The organism is Luteimonas sp. TWI662 (genome assembly GCF_039673825.1).
GTDB lineage: Bacteria > Pseudomonadota > Gammaproteobacteria > Xanthomonadales > Xanthomonadaceae > Luteimonas.
Genome location: NZ_JBDJMI010000007.1, coordinates 83,697 through 99,867 on the forward strand (window position 1 = coordinate 83,697; position 16,171 = coordinate 99,867).

At 67.5% G+C, this 16,171-nt stretch carries 15 protein-coding genes; 10 read left to right on the forward strand and 5 right to left on the reverse strand.

Going from position 1 to position 16,171, the window contains the following annotated elements:
• Window positions 1-77: 77 nt before the first annotated feature.
• The 3 genes from yidC to rpmH all read right to left on the reverse strand — a co-directional run bounded on the left by yidC (window position 78) and on the right by rpmH (window position 2,434).
• Window positions 78-1,787, reverse strand: a complete 1,710-nt coding sequence (yidC, locus tag ABE488_RS07220) for a membrane protein insertase YidC (RefSeq protein WP_346442047.1) — start codon at window positions 1,785-1,787, stop codon at window positions 78-80.
• A gap of 13 nt (window positions 1,788-1,800) precedes the next feature.
• Window positions 1,801-2,217, reverse strand: a complete 417-nt coding sequence (gene rnpA / locus ABE488_RS07225) for a ribonuclease P protein component (RefSeq protein ID WP_346442048.1) — start codon at window positions 2,215-2,217, stop codon at window positions 1,801-1,803.
• Window positions 2,218-2,293: 76 nt separating this feature from the next.
• Complete coding sequence (rpmH, locus tag ABE488_RS07230) at window positions 2,294-2,434, reverse strand: 50S ribosomal protein L34 (RefSeq protein WP_047138036.1); 141 nt, start codon at window positions 2,432-2,434, stop codon at window positions 2,294-2,296.
• A gap of 221 nt (window positions 2,435-2,655) precedes the next feature.
• Here rpmH and dnaA point away from each other — a divergent pair, with 221 nt between their 5' ends.
• The 10 genes from dnaA (at window position 2,656) to ABE488_RS07280 (ending at window position 14,673) form a co-directional block, all read left to right on the forward strand.
• Window positions 2,656-4,002, forward strand: a complete 1,347-nt coding sequence (gene dnaA / locus ABE488_RS07235) for a chromosomal replication initiator protein DnaA (protein WP_346442049.1) — start codon at window positions 2,656-2,658, stop codon at window positions 4,000-4,002.
• A gap of 253 nt (window positions 4,003-4,255) precedes the next feature.
• A complete protein-coding gene (gene dnaN / locus ABE488_RS07240; RefSeq protein ID WP_346442050.1) occupies window positions 4,256-5,356 on the forward strand; it encodes a DNA polymerase III subunit beta in 1,101 nt (366 codons plus the stop codon).
• 102 nt (window positions 5,357-5,458) lie between these two features.
• Window positions 5,459-6,568, forward strand: a complete 1,110-nt coding sequence (gene recF, locus ABE488_RS07245; protein ID WP_346447650.1) for a DNA replication/repair protein RecF — start codon at window positions 5,459-5,461, stop codon at window positions 6,566-6,568.
• A gap of 856 nt (window positions 6,569-7,424) precedes the next feature.
• A complete protein-coding gene (gene gyrB / locus ABE488_RS07250; RefSeq protein WP_346447651.1) occupies window positions 7,425-9,860 on the forward strand; it encodes a DNA topoisomerase (ATP-hydrolyzing) subunit B in 2,436 nt (811 codons plus the stop codon).
• A gap of 121 nt (window positions 9,861-9,981) precedes the next feature.
• The gene (locus tag ABE488_RS07255; RefSeq protein ID WP_346442052.1) at window positions 9,982-10,791 is read left to right on the forward strand and encodes a M48 family metallopeptidase; all 810 of its coding nucleotides are present in this window, start codon (window positions 9,982-9,984) and stop codon (window positions 10,789-10,791) included.
• Window positions 10,792-10,886: 95 nt separating this feature from the next.
• Window positions 10,887-12,128: a tetratricopeptide repeat protein gene (locus tag ABE488_RS07260; RefSeq protein WP_346442053.1), complete on the forward strand. Its 1,242-nt coding sequence runs from the start codon at window positions 10,887-10,889 to the stop codon at window positions 12,126-12,128.
• Window positions 12,129-12,263: 135 nt separating this feature from the next.
• On the forward strand, window positions 12,264-12,923 hold the full coding sequence (locus tag ABE488_RS07265) for an energy transducer TonB (protein WP_346442054.1): 660 nt from the start codon (window positions 12,264-12,266) through the stop codon (window positions 12,921-12,923).
• A gap of 108 nt (window positions 12,924-13,031) precedes the next feature.
• A complete protein-coding gene (locus ABE488_RS07270; protein ID WP_047138029.1) occupies window positions 13,032-13,787 on the forward strand; it encodes a MotA/TolQ/ExbB proton channel family protein in 756 nt (251 codons plus the stop codon).
• A gap of 34 nt (window positions 13,788-13,821) precedes the next feature.
• Complete coding sequence (locus ABE488_RS07275; protein ID WP_047138028.1) at window positions 13,822-14,247, forward strand: biopolymer transporter ExbD; 426 nt, start codon at window positions 13,822-13,824, stop codon at window positions 14,245-14,247.
• A gap of 15 nt (window positions 14,248-14,262) precedes the next feature.
• Window positions 14,263-14,673, forward strand: a complete 411-nt coding sequence (locus tag ABE488_RS07280; RefSeq protein WP_346442055.1) for a biopolymer transporter ExbD — start codon at window positions 14,263-14,265, stop codon at window positions 14,671-14,673.
• Between the two features lie 388 nt (window positions 14,674-15,061).
• Here ABE488_RS07280 and ABE488_RS07285 read toward each other — a convergent pair whose 3' ends face one another.
• Both ABE488_RS07285 and ABE488_RS07290 read right to left on the reverse strand, forming a co-directional pair.
• Window positions 15,062-15,847, reverse strand: a complete 786-nt coding sequence (locus ABE488_RS07285) for a pyridoxine 5'-phosphate synthase (protein ID WP_346447652.1) — start codon at window positions 15,845-15,847, stop codon at window positions 15,062-15,064.
• Window positions 15,844-16,116, reverse strand: coding sequence for a hypothetical protein (locus ABE488_RS07290; RefSeq protein ID WP_346447653.1), 273 nt, complete (start codon window positions 16,114-16,116; stop codon window positions 15,844-15,846). The genes ABE488_RS07285 and ABE488_RS07290 overlap by 4 nt, the downstream gene beginning before the upstream one ends.
• Between the last annotated feature and the right edge of the window lie 55 nt (window positions 16,117-16,171).

Consider the following 16,171-nt stretch of genomic DNA (forward strand, 5'->3'; position numbering starts at 1 on the left):
AGTGGCTTTTCGAAGCGCCCGGGGCCACATGGACATCTGCGAAGACACTCCACTCTGACCCCGGTTCTGCTGTCTGCTCAGGCCTTGGCCGGGGCTTCGCTGTAGCGCTTGATCATCCACCACTGCTGCAACAGGCCCAGGCCGCCGTTGGTGACCCAGTACAGCACCAGGCCTGAGGGGAAGAAGATCATGATCACGCCGAAGATCAGCGGCATCAGCTGCATGATCTTCTGCTGCATGGGATCGACACCGACCATCGGCGACAACTTCTGCGTCGCCCACATGATCGCGATGTTGAGCACCGGCAGGATGAAGTAGGGATCGCGTGCGGTCAGGTCCTGGATCCACAGCATCCACGGGGCGTGACGCAGCTCCACCGACTCGAGCAGCACCCAGTACAGGGCGAAGAACACCGGCATCTGCAGCAGCACCGGCAGACAGCCGCCGATCGGATTGATCTTCTCCTTCTTGTACAGCTCCATCATCGCCATCTGGAACTTCTGCTTATCGTCCCCGTAGCGTTCCTTGAGCTGAGCGATACGCGGCTGGAACTTGCGCATCTTCGCCATCGACTTGTACTGCGCGACCGACAGCGGGTAGAGCGCCAACTTCACCAGCAGCACCAGGCCGATGATCGACCAGCCCCAGTTGCCGATCAGGCCGTGCAGCTTGGCCAGCACCCAGAACAGGCCTTCGCCGAGCATTGCGAACAGGGTGAAGCGGCTGTAGTCGACGACGCGGTCCAGGCCGCGCACGCCCTGTGCCTTGATCAGGTCGACCTGCTTGGGCCCGATCCACAGCCGGGCGCTGGTGGCGGCCTGCTGGCCAGCGGCGACCGAGATCGGCGGGCCGAGCTCGCGGATCAGGTAGCGCGGCGCGCCGGTGCTGCGATCGACCTGCATCGAGATCGTGCTCGCATCGTCGGCGCGCGGGATCCAGGCGCTGAAGAAGTGGTGCTGCGCCATCGCGATCCACACCTGCGTGTCTTTCGCGTTGAGCGGACCGTCGCTTTCGAAATCGCCGAGCTGGCGGCGGCTGTAGCCGATCTCGCTGCCGAACCAGGTCGCACCGACCAAGCTGTAGGACTCGGGGTTGGTCATGCCGCGCTTGACCGCAGGCGCGGTGCGCATCAGCTGGCGATACGCGAAGCCCTGCCACGGTGCGCTGCCGGCATTGACGATCTCGTCGCGCACTTCGATCGCGTAGTCGGCCCGTGAGAACACGAAGTTGCGGCGGATGGTGACGCCGTCGGCGCCCGTCCACACGAACGGCACCACCAAGGTGCCTTCGCCGTCGGCCAGCGTGTAGGTCGAGGCCTGGCCCTCGGGTACGAACGCACCCTCGTGACTGGGCGCGGCGTTGTTGCCGCTGACCCAACCGGCCTGGGCGACGTAGTAATGCAGCGGATCGGCGTCGAGCATCCGCACCGGCGGGCTGCCAGCGTCCCGGGTCTGCGGGTAGGCCAGCAGGTCGGCCTCGACCACGTTGCCGCCGTCGAGCACGACGCGCAGCACATCGGTCTGCACCACCACCCGGCGCGCAGCGGCGGCGGCACTGGTCGCCGGCGCGGTGCTCGCACCCGGGACGGTGGGCGCCGCGGTCGCGGCCGGTGCTTCGGGGACAGCGGCACCTGGTGCCTGCGGCGTCGGCACCGTCGGCGAGCCGGCGGTGGCGGCGCTGGTCTGGGCCGGCTGCGCGGCGGCCGCCTTTTCCTTGCCCCACTCCATCCAGAGCAGCACGGCAACCATCAGCCAGGCGAGGATCAGGAAAGTACGGATCTGGTTCATCAGGCGGGCAGGCTCATGCGCCGGGCGTCGCCGGCGTGGATGGAATCGGGGAAGCGGGCATTGTGCCGACCGGGGCGTCCAGCGGCAACGCGCGGGCACGTCGCAATGCGGAGACGAAGGCCGTGCGCAGCGCGGCGTTGTCGGCGCCGGCCGCAGGCGGGCGAGCGACGACGACATAACTGCCGGGCTTGAGCGCCGCCTGGAGGAGGCGGAATTGGTCGCGCAGCACGCGCTTGATGCGGTTGCGGCCGACTGCGCGCTTATCGACCTTGCGCGAGACCGCCAGTCCGAGACGGGCTGGGCCGGGCTCGGGCAACAGATGCACGGCCAGCAACGGCGACGCGGTCCGCGTCGCGCTGGCGAAGATGCGATCGAAATCGGCACGCGCGCGAACGCGCACGTGCCGCGGGTAGCGGGCACCTGCGTTCATCGGGATGGCGCGGCGGACGGAACGGCGCGCGGCAGGTTGCGGCGCACCGTTCCGGCAGGAAGCATCCTGGCGGCGATTAGGCCGAGAGGACCTTGCGGCCCTTGGCGCGGCGACGGGCCAGGATCTTGCGGCCGTCGGCGGTCGCCATGCGGGCACGGAAGCCGTGGTCGCGCTTGCGCTTGAGGTTGCTGGGTTGGTAAGTGCGCTTGGTAGCCATGGTGACGCCTTCTGGGGCAACGCGACGAAAAGGAACCGGAAATTCTAGCGGCGCCCCGCCTGGCCGGTCAAGTCGGCCCTCCGACACGGGACGGGCGCGCCGCCGCGTCGCAGGGCGAGTGCCGACGGCGACATGGTAGTCTGCCAGCCCTCTTTCCCGGTGCCGGAAGTCGCGCGGCTGCGCGACGGCCGCACCGTACTTTTTGGTCGATTGCGCGCCCTATGGATGTCTGGCCCCGCTGCCTCCAACGCCTCGAAGCCGAGTATCCGGCCGAGGAAGTCCACACCTGGCTCAAGCCGCTGCAGGCCCGGGCCGATGCGCAGGCCACAGTGCTCTACGCGCCGAATGCGTTCGTCCGCGACGAGGTGCAGGCGCGCTACATGCCTCGCATCCGCGAGCTGCTGGCGCATTTCGCCGGCCATGACGAGGTGAGCCTGCAGGTCGGGTCGCTGCCACGCGCTGCCGCCCCGCCGCCGCCACACGCCGCGCCCGCGGCATTCGGCGAGTCCCGCTCCAGTACGCCGGCGGCGCCGATCGAGGCGTTCGCCGGCAACATGGACAGCCATTACACCTTCGACAACTTCGTCGAAGGCCGCAGCAACCAGATGGGTCGGGCCGCGGCCTGGCAGGCCGCGCTCAAGCCCGGCGACCGCGCGCACAACCCGCTGCTGCTCTACGGCGGCACCGGCCTGGGCAAGACCCATCTGATGTTCGCCGCCGGCAACGAGATGCGCCGGCAGAACCCCCGCGCGCGCGTGCTGTACCTGCGCTCGGAGGAGTTCTACAGCGCGTTCTTCCGCTCGATCCAGGAGAAGACGTCGGACCAGTTCAAGCGCCAGTTCCGCCAGATCGACGCGCTGCTGATCGACGACATCCAGTTCTTTGCCGGCAAGGACCGCACCCAGGAAGAGTTCTTCCACACCTTCAACACGCTGTTCGACAGCAAGCAGCAGATCATCATGACCTGCGACCGCTATCCGCGTGAGGTCGACGGCCTGGAGCCGCGGCTCAAGTCGCGGCTGGCGTGGGGGCTGTCGGTGGCGATCGACCCGCCGGACTTCGAGACGCGCGCCGCGATCGTGCTGGCCAAGGCCGCCGAGCGCGGCACCCAGGTCCCTGACGACGTGGCGTTCCTGCTCGCCAAGAAGATGCATTCGAACGTGCGCGACCTGGAGGGCGCGCTCAACACGCTGGCCGCGCGCGCCAACTTCATGGGGCGTGCGATCACCGTCGAATTCGCGACCGAGACGCTGCGCGACCTGCTGCGTGCCCAGCAGCAGGCGATCAGCATCGCCAACATCCAGAAGGTCGTCGCCGACTACTACGGACTGCAGATCAAGGACCTGCTGTCCAAGCGCCGGACGCGCTCGCTGGCGCGGCCCCGACAGGTGGCGATGGCCCTGTCCAAGGAGCTGACCGAGCACAGCCTGCCGGAGATCGGCGAGGCCTTTGCCGGGCGCGACCACACGACGGTGCTGCATGCCTGCCGCCAGATCCGCACCCTGATCGAAAGTGACGGCAAGTTGCGCGAGGATTGGGACAAGCTGATCCGCAAGCTCAGCGAGTAAGCTGCGCAAATCCGGGGATTGCACAACACCGGGACGCGCAGTGGACAGCATGTGGATAATTTCGGACCTGCAAAGTTGCCCACAGCTTGATCCACTTCTCCACAGGCACTGTCCACCGGGTTTGAAGGCGTGAAATCTCGTTTGAAATCATTGGCTTAAATGAGATATCACCCGGTTTTCGCTGCATCCAGCTCCACCTTTTTTAGATTTATAACCATCTTAAGAAAGCACGGCTCAAGGGGATAACACCGACATGCGCTTCAGTCTGCAACGCGAAACCCTGCTCAAGCCGCTGGCCCAGGTCGTCAACGTCGTCGAGCGGCGTCAGACCCTGCCCGTGCTGGCGAACCTGCTGGTCCAGGTCCAGGATGGGCAGCTGTCGTTGACCGGTACCGACCTCGAAGTCGAGATGGTCTCGCGCCGCGCCGTCGACGACGCACAGGACGGTGAGACCACGATTCCCGCACGCAAGCTGTTCGACATCGTTCGTGCGTTGCCCGACGGCAGCAAGGTCGCGATCTCGCAGTCGGGCGACAAGATCACGGTGCAGGCCGGCCGCAGCCGCTTCACGCTGGCGAGCCTGCCGGCAGGCGACTTCCCGTCGGTGGACGAGGTCGAGGCGACCGAACGCATCGCGGTGCCGGAAGCCGCGCTCAAGGAGCTGATCGAACGGACCGCGTTCGCGATGGCGCAGCAGGACGTGCGCTATTACCTCAACGGCCTGCTGTTCGACCTGGGCGAAACCCGCCTGCGCTGCGTGGCGACCGATGGTCACCGGCTGGCGCTGTGCGAGACCGAACTCGAAGCGGCGGTGCAGACCAAGCGCCAGATCATCCTGCCGCGCAAGGGTGTCACCGAGCTGCAGCGCCTGCTCGAGGGCGGCGACAAGATTCTGGAGCTGGAGCTGGGCCGCAACCATCTGCGGGTCAAGCGCGACGATGTGACGTTCACCAGCAAGTTGATCGACGGTCGCTTCCCCGACTACGAAGCCGTGATTCCGATCGGTGCCGACCGCGAAGTCGCAGTGGACCGCGAGCTGCTGCGCGCGGCGCTGCAGCGCGTGGCGATCCTGTCCAACGAGAAGTACCGTGGTGTGCGCGTCGAGGTCTCGCCGGGGATGCTGCGGATCAATGCGCACAACCCCGAGCAGGAAGAGGCGCACGAAGAGGTCGAGGCCGATACGAAGGTCGACGAGCTCGCGGTCGGTTTCAACGTCAACTACCTGCTCGACGCGCTGACTGCGCTGCGTGGCGAACAGGTGATCCTGAAGCTGCGCGATGCCAACTCCTCGGCGCTGGTGCGCGAGGCCGCGGACGAGCGCAGCCGCCACGTGGTCATGCCGCTGCGTCTCTGACGACCGGACTATCATGCGCGGGCCCGCCCGACGCACTGTTTCACGTGGAACAAGCGCCCGGCCATGCCGGGCGTTTTCCGTTGTCGACTTCACAGGACTTGCGTGCAGCTCACTCGACTCGATCTTGGCCGCGTACGGAACCTGGATGCGGTCTCCCTCGCGCCGGGACCGCGCCTGAATCTGTTGCTGGGCGCCAATGGTGCCGGCAAGAGCAGCGTGCTCGAGGGCCTGCACCTGATGGCCTATGGCCGCAGCTTTCGCGGCCGGGTGCGCGATGGCCTGATCCAGCGGGGCGCCGAAGCGCTGGAGGTCTATGCGGAGTGGCGACCGGACCCCGCACGTCCCGAGCAGCGGCGGCGCGCGGGGCTGCGCCATAGCGGGCAGGCGTGGACGGGGCGGCTCGATGGTCAGTCCGTCGGCCAACTCGGCGAGTTGTGCGCCGCACTGATGGTGGTGACCTTCGAACCTGGCAGCCACGCACTGATGTCCGGCGGAAGCGAGATCCGACGCCGCTATCTCGATTGGGGATTGTTCCACGTGGAACAGGACTTTCTGACGCAGTGGCGGCGCTACGCGCGAGCGCTGCGCCAACGCAACGCGTTACTGAAGGCTGGCGTTGGTGGTTCGCAGCTGGACGCCTGGGATCACGAGCTCGCGGACTCGGGCCAGCCGCTCGATCTGCGCCGCGAGGCCTATCTGGCGCGGTTGCAGACGGCGCTGCAGCGGATCGCAGCGGTGCTGGCCCCTGCGCTGGGGGAGGCGACCCTGTCGTTCCAGCCAGGGTGGCGCAGGAACGACCTGTCGCTGGCGGACGCACTGCTGGTCACGCGCGATCGGGATCGTGCGCTTGGTCATACCTCCGTCGGGCCACATCGCGCGGACTGGCGGATCGCCTTCGAGGCGCGGCCCGAACAAGGATTGCTGTCGCGCGGCCAGGCCAAGCAGGCCGCGCTGTGCTGCCTGCTTGCACAGGCAGCGGACTGTGCCGACGCGGCTGGCGGGCGTTGGCCCGTCGTCGCGCTGGACGACCTGGCATCGGAGCTGGATCGCGATCACCAGCGCCAGGTACTCGAGTTCCTCCATGCTGCGGATGCGCAGGTGCTATTGACGGGCACTGAGCGGCCGCCGCACTGGCCAGCGGAGTTGCTCGCTGACGTGCGTGTGTTCCACGTGGAACACGGCAAGATCGAAGGCGCCTGCCAGGGCTGGTGACTTGCCTCGACGGTCGTACCGACGTCGAGGATGGTTCCACGTGGAACCGGCCCGGTGCGCAAGGTAGTGTTGGCGTGTTTCACGTGGAACCACGCGCCGCCCCCTCCAGGTCCCACTGCCCGCGTCTGGCACATGCGCTACCGATGGAGCGCGGAACCAACTTCTGCGCTTGCCGGCTTGGCGCCATGCATTCGGTTGGTAGGGATCTGCTTCGTTGCCGACAAAAGAGGCCGAGCCATCGAAGACGGGTCTCCCATTGCGCCTGCCGATGGCCAGGACGTGGGCCGCCACATCTTGGTGTTCTGCCGCCGATCCTCAGGCCATCCAATAGCGCGATGCTCGCTGGCTGGCGGATGCCGCCGCCATGGCCGCCGACTCTCGGGCGCTGGCGGCCATGGCGCATGCGCCTGGCGCGGCGCGGGCAATGCGCGTCAGCGATCGCTGGGGCAGGGGGTACCCCACGGACGCGCCGCAGCGCACATCGCATCCGTCGCCGTCGAGCGCCGGTGTCTGCAAAGCCGCTGGACGCGCTCAGAAGGGGCGGCGCGTCGCTTGCTTCAATTGTCGCGACAACATGGGCGCGCGGCGATGCGCCGTACGAGCGTACTCGCAAGCGGTAATCAGTCTTCGGCAGGGCTCGTGAGGGTCCTGCGACCCGCGTCGCAGGAGCGCCCGCCCAGTGGCAGCATCGTCCCGAATCTGTGCCGCCACAGCCGAAGGTTCCACGTGGAACCTCCCCGGGGAGGGCTGGGGGCGGGGTGGTATGATGGCCCTCTATGCCGGCCTGTTCGACCGCCGCATGTGCCTCGCGGCGCTTGCGCGTCGCGGACCGCGCGCCTGCCAGACAGCGAATCGAATGAGCGACGAGACCATCCACGGCGGCGCCCCCGCCAATACCGATTACGATTCCAGCCGGATCACCGTGCTGCGCGGCCTCGAGGCCGTCCGCAAGCGGCCGGGCATGTACATCGGCGACGTACACGATGGCACCGGCCTGCACCACATGGTGTTCGAGGTCGTGGACAACGCGATCGACGAAGCGCTCGCCGGCCATGCCGACGAGGTCGTCGTGACGATCCACGAGGACGGCTCGGTTTCGGTGTCCGACAACGGCCGCGGCATCCCGGTCGACATCCACAAGGAAGAGGGCGTGTCGGCCGCGCAGGTCATCATGACCCAGCTGCACGCCGGCGGTAAGTTCGACGACAACAGCTACAAGGTCTCCGGCGGCCTGCACGGCGTGGGCGTTTCGGTGGTCAATGCGCTGAGCGAGAAGCTCACGCTCGACATCTGGCGCGACGGCTACCACCACCATCAGGAATATGCGACCGGCGAGCCGGTGGCCCCGCTCGAGCGCCGCGAGGCCTCGACCAAGCGCGGCACCACGCTGCGCTTCTGGCCGGCCGTGGCGACGTTCAGTGACGTCACCTTCCACTACGACATCCTGGCCCGTCGCCTGCGCGAACTCTCGTTCCTCAACTCCGGCGTCAAGGTCACCCTGGTCGATCTGCGCGGGGAAGGGCGGCGCGATACCTACCAGTACGAAGGCGGCATCCGTTCGTTCGTCGAGCATCTGGCACAGCTCAAGACGCCGCTGCATCCCAACGTGATCTCCGTCACGGGCGAGCAGAGCGGCATCACCGTCGATGTCGCGCTGCAGTGGACCGACGCGTACCAGGAAACGATGTTCTGCTTCACCAACAACATCCCGCAGAAGGACGGCGGCACGCATCTGCAGGGCTTCCGCGCTGCGCTCACGCGCACGTTGACGCAGTACATCGAGCACAACGGCATCGCCAAGCAGGCCAAGGTCGCGCTGTCGGGCGACGACATGCGCGAGGGCATGATCGCGGTGCTGTCGGTGAAGGTGCCCGACCCGAGTTTCTCGTCGCAGACCAAGGAAAAGCTGGTCTCCTCCGAAGTCCGCCCGGTCGTCGAGAGTGCGTTCGGCCAGCGGCTGCAGGAGTTCCTCGAGGAAAACCCGAACGAAGCGCGCGCGATCGCCGGCAAGATCGTCGATGCCGCCCGTGCGCGTGAGGCCGCGCGCAAGGCGCGCGATCTGACCCGCCGCAAGGGGGCGCTGGACATCGCCGGCCTGCCGGGCAAGCTCGCCGATTGCCAGGAAAAGGACCCGGCGCTGTCGGAACTGTTCATCGTCGAGGGCGACTCGGCCGGCGGTTCGGCCAAGCAGGGCCGCAATCGCCGCAACCAGGCCGTGCTGCCGCTGCGCGGCAAGATCCTCAACGTCGAGCGCGCGCGGTTCGACCGGATGCTCGCGTCGGCCGAAGTCGGCACGCTGATCACCGCGCTCGGCACGGGCATCGGCAAGGACGAGTACAACCCCGACAAGCTGCGCTACCACCGCATCATCATCATGACCGACGCCGACGTCGACGGCTCGCATATCCGCACGCTGCTGCTGACGTTCTTCTACCGGCAGATGCCGGAGCTGATCGAGCGCGGTCATGTCTACATCGGCCTGCCGCCGCTGTACAAGATCAAGCAGGGCAAGAACGAGCTCTATCTCAAGGACGACGCGGCGCTCGACGCCTATCTGGCCGGCAATGCGGTCGAGGGTGCGCAGTTGATTCCCGCGGCCGGCGAACCGGCGATCGAAGGTGTTGCCCTGGAACGTCTGCTGCTCGATTTCGCAGCGGCCAAGGACGCGATCGCGCGCAACGCACACCGTTACGATCCGGCCGTGCTGGAACTGCTGCTCGACGCCGCGCCGCTGTCGGGCGATGCCGAGGCCGCGCAGGATGCACTGCGTGCGCTGGAAGGACGTCTCAACCAGTCCGGGCTGGGCCGTCCGCGCTACCGGTTCTCGGTGCAGCCGGCCAATGAATCGCGCGGCGCGGTGCTGACGATCGAACGCCAGCACATGGGCGTCGACCTGATCCAGATGGTGCCGCTGGCCGCGCTTGAAAGCGGCGACCTGCGTGCCGTCGGCGAGGTCGCGCGCCAGCTGCACGGCCTGATCCGAGAAGGCGCGCAGATCGTCCGCGGCAATCGCGCCCAGCCGGTCAAGACCTTCGCAGGCGCCCAGGCGTGGCTGCTCGAGGAAGCCAAGAAGGGGCGGCAGATCCAGCGCTTCAAGGGCCTGGGCGAAATGAATCCCGAGCAGCTGTGGGACACGACGGTCAACCCCGAGACGCGACGCCTGCTGCAGGTGCGGATCGAGGACGCGGTCGCCGCCGACGAGATCTTCAGCACGCTGATGGGCGATGTCGTCGAGCCGCGCCGCGCCTTCATCGACGACAACGCGCTCAAGGTCGCCAACCTCGACGTCTGAGGACGCGCTCCGCGCGGCCTGCACCGCGCAGGCCGTGCGCCCGGATTGACGGAACGTTAATCCGGGCCGCACTACAACGGATGCCCTGACCATCCGTATTCGAGCAAGGGGAAGCCCGACCATGAAAGCGCCCATCGCAGCCGTGACCGTTGCGTTGCTGCTCACCGCCTGCGCCACCACCACGTCGCCGACCGGGCGCACCCAGTACGTGGGCGGCGTCTCCCAGGCCCAGCTCAACCAGATGGGCGAGCAGGCGTTTGCCGAGACCAAGGCCAAGACCCGGCAGTCGAGCGACGCCCGGCAACAGGCCTACGTGCGCTGCATCGTGACCGACATCGTGCGCGAGCTGCCCGCCAACTGGCAGCAACTCAAGTGGGAGTCGGTGGTGTTCGTCGACGACAACCCCAACGCATTCGCGCTGCCCGGCGGCAAGGTCGGTGTCCATACCGGCATCCTGACCGTGGCCAAGAACCAGGACCAACTGGCGGCCGTCATCGCGCACGAGATCGGCCACGTCTACGCCAACCATCACGACGAGCGCATCACCCGCCAGCTCGGTGCCCAGGGCGCACTCGGCGTCGCCGGTGCGTTGCTCGGCTCGCGCTACGGCGAAGGCGCGCAGCAGACCACCAGCCAGCTCGGCGGCGCGGCGTTGCAGGCGACGTTCCTGCTGCCCGGTACCCGCACCCAGGAAACCGAGGCGGACGTGGTGGGGCAGGAGCTCATGGCCAAGGCCGGGTTCGACCCGCGCGCGGCCGTTGCGCTGTGGCAGAACATGATCACCGCCAGCGGCGGCAATCAGCCGCCGCAGTGGCTGTCGACCCACCCCAACCCGCAGAACCGCATCGCCGAACTGCAGGCGCGCGCGACGTCGCTGGTGCCTGTCTACGAGCAGGCCCGCGCGGCCGGTCGCCGCCCCAACTGCGGTTGATCGGGCTGCCCACGACGGTCGAGCGTCGGCCATAATCGCCGTCCAGACTCCTGCGCCCGCGCTCGCGGCGCATCCACCCCAATCGAGGTGATCCGATGTCCAAGTCCCGTTTCTCTCACAAGGCGCTGGTCGCCGCGATGACCACTGCGCTGCTGGCCTTCGCTGTGCCGGCGATGGCGCAGGACGAGGGCGGTAGCGACCGCAGCGAGCGCAGCAGCCGTGCGGACCGCAGTTCGCGCTCGGCCGATCGCAGCGAGCGCCGTGGCGGCCGCCAGGCGCAGCAGAAGGAAGAAGCGCGCTATCCCAACGCCACGCGCAAGGAGCCGGGCGTGCAGGCCAGCCAGCGTGTGGTCAAGGATCTCAACGCGTTGTCGGAGGCCTACAACGCGCAGGACGCGGCGAAGGGGCTGCCGCTGGCCGAGCAGATCATCGCCAACGAGCGCGCGAACGAGTACGACAAGTCGATGGCCGCGCTGCTTGCCGGCCAGTTCCTGCTCAACGACGACAACGCCCGTGCGATCACGTACCTGGAACAGGCGATCGCCGGTGGCGGCCTGGACAACAACAACCACTTCCAGGCGATGCTGATCGTCGCCCAGCTGCAGGCGCAGGAGCAGGACTATGCCGCCGCGCTGGCGTCGCTGGAGCGCTATCTCGCCGAGTCCGGATCGTCCGATCCCAAGGATCAGGCGCTCAAGGGCAATCTGCTCTATCGCCTCGAGCGTTACCCCGAGGCAATCGCCACGCTCAAGCCGCTGGTTGAAGGCGGCGGCGAGGTCGATCCGCAGTGGACGCAGGTGCTGATGGGCGCCTACGCCGAGTCGGGCAACACCGCCGAGGCCACGCGCCTGGCCGAACAGGTCGCGCAGGCGACGCCGGACGACAAGCGCTCGCAGATCAACCTCGCCGTGTCCTACCTGCAGACCGATCAGAACGACAAGGCGATCGAGGTGTTCGAGCGTCTGCGCAGCAGCGGCCAGCTGACCGAGGACACGGAGTACCGCAACCTCTACGCGCTGTATCTCAACAGCGACGGCAAGGAGCGAGAGGCGATCGCGGTGATCAACGAAGGCCTGCAGAAGAACATCCTGCCGTCCGACTACCGCACGCTGTCGGCGCTCGCCCAGGCGTACTACTTCTCCGACCAGATCGAGCCGGCGATCGAGACCTGGCGCAAGGCGGCACCGCTGGCCGAGAACGGCGAGACCTACCTCAACCTGGCGCGTGCACTGCACCAGGAAGGCCGCAGCGCCGAAGCCAAGGAGGCCGCGCGCCAGGCGATCGCCAAGGGGCTCAAGTCCAATGCCGACGCGGAGCGAATCATCTCCGCCCGTTAAGGAAAAGTTCTGCGCGTCACGGATGGTGCACGTTACTCGGATTGGTATAAGCTTCAGGATTCCTGCCGCCAGACAGGGCGGCAGGTTGACCTTTCCACCGGAGCGTTTCGCTCTGGCCTCACGTGAGTTCTCCGCATGACGCAACGCTCGACGACGACCAACGACGAAGACGAAGGCCTGAACTGGGCCCGCATCGCCGGATTCACGATGGTGGTCGCCTTCCACGCCGCCGCGGTCATGCTGCTGCTGGCGCCGGTGAATCCGCCGAACGCTGCCCCCGAAGAAGAGATGGCCACCCGCGTGGTCATCATCGAGCCGCCGCCGCCGCCGCCGCCCCCGCCGCCGCCGCCGCCCGAACCGCCGAAGCCGCAGCCCATCAAGGAGCTGTCGCCGCCGCGACCGACACCGGTGCCACCGCCGCCCGAAGCGCCGCCGGTCGTGTTCGATGATCCGTCGCCGATGGATGCCCCGGCCCCGCCGCCGGCCCCGCCCGCGCCGCCCGCGCAGGTCGCCGACATCGGTGCCAGCGTCGACATCTCGTCGAAGAACATGAACCCGCCGCGCTACCCGCCGGCCGCCGCCCGTGCCCAGATCGAGGGCACCGTCATCCTCGTCATCGACGTCGATGCGCAGGGCAACGTCACCAACGTCTCGGTCGAGAAGTCCAGCCGCAACCGCGATCTCGACCGCGCCGCGATCGAGGCCGCTCGCAAGTGGTCGTTCGCTCCGGCGATGAAGAATGGCCAGCCGGCCGCCGGTCGCGTCCGCGTCCCGGTCGACTTCAGCCTGAGTTGATCATGGCGGCCTAAGGGCCGCGCAGATTCGGCGCCCGTTCGCGGGTGCCTGTTAGTCCCCGCGTCACGTTCCACTTCTTCAAACCACTACATCTAGAAGGTAAGCGTTATGCTGCAGGAAACCACCACCGCCCCGACCGGAGCCGGCAACGCTGCAGCCCTGCAGCAGATGGGCTTCGCGGACATGATTCAGCACATGGACGCGGTCGGCTGGGTCGTCCTCATCGTGCTCGTCACGATGTCGGCCATGTCGATCTACTGGATCATCTACAACGCGATCAAGAATGCCCGCCTGCGCGGCAGCTCCGACCGCGTCATCAACACGTTCTGGGAAACCCCGAACGCCCAGGATGCGATCCGTCACATGGAAGAGCAGCCCAAGAGCGAGCCCTTCTCGAAGGTCGCCCTGGACGCCGCCCAGGCCGCTGCGCACCACCAGCGTCACGAAGGCTCGCGCCTGGTCGAGTCGCTGAACCGCTCGGAGTTCGTCGACCGCGCGCTGCGTCAGGCCGTCACCCGTGAATCGCTGAAGCTCGAGAACGGCCTGACCGTGCTCGCGACCGTCGGTGCGACCGCGCCGTTCGTCGGTCTGCTCGGTACGGTGTGGGGCATCTACCGCGCCCTGATCCGCATCGGTGCCAGCGGCCAGGCCGACATCGGCGCAGTGGCAGGTCCCGTGGGCGAGGCGCTGATCATGACCGCGATCGGTCTGGGCGTCGCGATCCCGGCGGTGCTGGGCTACAACTTCTTCGTCCGCCTCAACCGCGGCACGAACAACAAGCTCGACACGTTCGCGCACGACCTGCACGACTTCTTCGCCACCGGTTCGCGCGTCGGCGATGCCGTCCCGCCGGCCAAGGTCTAAGAACGTACGTCAGTAGCGACAACGGAGTCCCGATATGGCTTTCAGCTCAGGTGGTGGCGGTAACGACAAGGTCAACGCCACGATCAACATCGTCCCGCTTGTCGACGTCATGCTGGTGCTGCTGATCATCTTCATGGTCACGGCACCGATGATGGCGCACAAGGTCAAGGTCGAGTTGCCGCAGGCCAATCTGGACGAGCGTCCGGATACGGCGCCCCCGGCGCCGCCGATCACGGTCGCGATCACCGACAGCGGCGAGATCTACGTCAACGACGAGCCGGTGTCGATTGAGTTGCTCGAGAGCACGCTGTCGGTCGAGGCGCAGAAGACGCCTCAGCCGCCGGTCAACATCCGGGCCGACTCGACCGCCAAGTACCGGACGGTCAACCAGGTGGTCAACGTTGCGCAGGCCCAGGGCATGCGCAAGGTCGGCTTCGTGGCGACGACCGAAAGCAACTAAACCGGAGCATCATCCATGGCATTTTCATCCGGTGGCGAAGGCCCAATGGCCGACATCAACATCATTCCGCTCTGCGACGTGATGTTGGTGCTGCTGATCATCTTCATGGTGACGGCGCCGCAGTTGTCCTATCCGATCGACATCGACCTGCCGCAGCGGTCGACCCAGCAGCCTGACAATCCGGTGGAACCGCCGGAGCCGATCAAGCTGCGCATCGACGGCTCGGGCCAGATCTTCTGGAACGACAGCCCGACGCCGGTCTCGGCGCTGCGCAACATGATGGAATCGGAAGTCCAGCGCGATCCGACCAACCAGCCCACGCTGGAGATCGACACCAACGAGGACGCCGATTACGGCGTGCTGGCGAAGGTGCTGGCCGAGGCCAAGAACGCGCAGATGCAGAAGATCGGATTCGTCCGCAAGTAATCCGCAATACCGCCGACGCGCCTGCAGCACGCTCGGCGCTTACCCTGCTTCATTTGACGCCGCCTTCGGGCGGCGTTTTTTTTAGGTTCGACGCTGCCGCGTGGATGGTGTTGCTGCGCATGCGCGGCGCGAACACGATGAGAGGCGATGAGGGCGATCCGCGGACACCGTTCGTCTTCCCGTTGCCGATGACACGGTGCCAACCTGCGCGAAGCGTCCCATCGCAGCCCCGCCGAGCGCGCGAGGCGCCCCGACCACTCCCGCACGCGGCGAAGGTACTCGCGACGCCCTCGCCTGTGCCGCGCGCACGCGGGAGCACATCAAAGCGCAGCCACTCACGCCTTCCCCCAGCGCGGGGGAAGATTGGGATGGCGGCGCTTTGCCGGCGTCAACGCTCTGCGTTGACGATCGCGAGATAGCGACCGACCGTGGGGGCAAGGCCGTCGTAGAGCGCCTCCCCGATCAGGGCGTGGCCGATGGAGACCTCGTCGACGGTGCCGAGCGCGTCGAGCAGCGCGCCGAGATTGGCCTGGCTCAGATCGTGGCCGGCATTGACGCCCAAGCCGGCCGCGCGTGCGCGGCCGGCTGTGTCGACCAGGCCGGGCAGCGCGGCTTCGGGCGTGCCGGCGGCGAAGGCTTCGGCCCAGGGGCCGGTGTAGAGCTCGATGCGATCGGCGCCGGTGGACACTGCCGCCTCGATGTCGGCGCCGGCATCGGCGAACAGGCTGACGCGGCAGCCCAGTGCGTGCAGTTGGGCGACCAGAGGATGCAGCACGGCGCTGTCGCGGGCGAAGTCGAAGCCGTGGTCGGAGGTCAGCTGTGCATCGCCGTCGGGCACCAGCGTGACTTGCGCGGGACGGACCTGTGCGCAGAGCGCGAGCAGGCCGGGATAAGCGCCGCGCGCAGGCGCGAAGGGGTTGCCCTCGATGTTGAACTCGACGTCGCGCGCGGCCGTCAGTGCGCCCAGTGCGAGGACGTCATCGGTACGGATATGCCGGGCGTCGGGGCGCGGGTGCACGGTGATGCCGTGCGCGCCGGCATCCAGGCAGACCCGGGCGGCGTGCAGCACGTCGGGATCGCGCCCGCCGCGTGAGTTGCGCAGCACGGCGATCTTGTTGAGGTTGACGCTCAGTCGGGTCGTGCGCCGAGTGAGGACACTGCGCGCATCGCTCATGCGCCGGGCGGAGGCGGCAGCTCTGGCGTCGTGGCGGCGTCGGCCCGGCGGGCTTGCGCCTGCTCGCGCAGACGGCGCAGTTCCACCGGATCGACCATCATCGCTTCGCTGCGGCTGCGTTCGCCCACGCGCTGGGCCAGCAAGCCGAGCACGCCGACGACGACCAGCGCCAGCGACAACAGCAGGGCAACCACCGCCACCGGCACCGATGTGGTGGTGAACGCAACGACGATCGCGCCGAGCGCGAGCAGCAGCAACAACCACGACATGGGCAGGGCCTCCGCCTGACTTGGGTGCAGTCTAACCGCTCGAAGGCGCAGCGCC

Coding starts and splice junctions, on each gene's coding strand:
- yidC (WP_346442047.1), bottom strand. CDS start 1,787: ATGAACCAGATCCGTACTTTCCTGATCCTCGCCTGGCTGATGGTTGCC.
- rnpA (WP_346442048.1), bottom strand. CDS start 2,217: ATGAACGCAGGTGCCCGCTACCCGCGGCACGTGCGCGTTCGCGCGCGT.
- rpmH (WP_047138036.1), bottom strand. CDS start 2,434: ATGGCTACCAAGCGCACTTACCAACCCAGCAACCTCAAGCGCAAGCGC.
- dnaA (WP_346442049.1), top strand. CDS start 2,656: ATGGATGTCTGGCCCCGCTGCCTCCAACGCCTCGAAGCCGAGTATCCG.
- dnaN (WP_346442050.1), top strand. CDS start 4,256: ATGCGCTTCAGTCTGCAACGCGAAACCCTGCTCAAGCCGCTGGCCCAG.
- gyrB (WP_346447651.1), top strand. CDS start 7,425: ATGAGCGACGAGACCATCCACGGCGGCGCCCCCGCCAATACCGATTAC.
- ABE488_RS07255 (WP_346442052.1), top strand. CDS start 9,982: ATGAAAGCGCCCATCGCAGCCGTGACCGTTGCGTTGCTGCTCACCGCC.
- ABE488_RS07260 (WP_346442053.1), top strand. CDS start 10,887: ATGTCCAAGTCCCGTTTCTCTCACAAGGCGCTGGTCGCCGCGATGACC.
- ABE488_RS07265 (WP_346442054.1), top strand. CDS start 12,264: ATGACGCAACGCTCGACGACGACCAACGACGAAGACGAAGGCCTGAAC.
- ABE488_RS07270 (WP_047138029.1), top strand. CDS start 13,032: ATGCTGCAGGAAACCACCACCGCCCCGACCGGAGCCGGCAACGCTGCA.
- ABE488_RS07275 (WP_047138028.1), top strand. CDS start 13,822: ATGGCTTTCAGCTCAGGTGGTGGCGGTAACGACAAGGTCAACGCCACG.
- ABE488_RS07280 (WP_346442055.1), top strand. CDS start 14,263: ATGGCATTTTCATCCGGTGGCGAAGGCCCAATGGCCGACATCAACATC.
- ABE488_RS07285 (WP_346447652.1), bottom strand. CDS start 15,847: ATGAGCGATGCGCGCAGTGTCCTCACTCGGCGCACGACCCGACTGAGC.
- ABE488_RS07290 (WP_346447653.1), bottom strand. CDS start 16,116: ATGTCGTGGTTGTTGCTGCTGCTCGCGCTCGGCGCGATCGTCGTTGCG.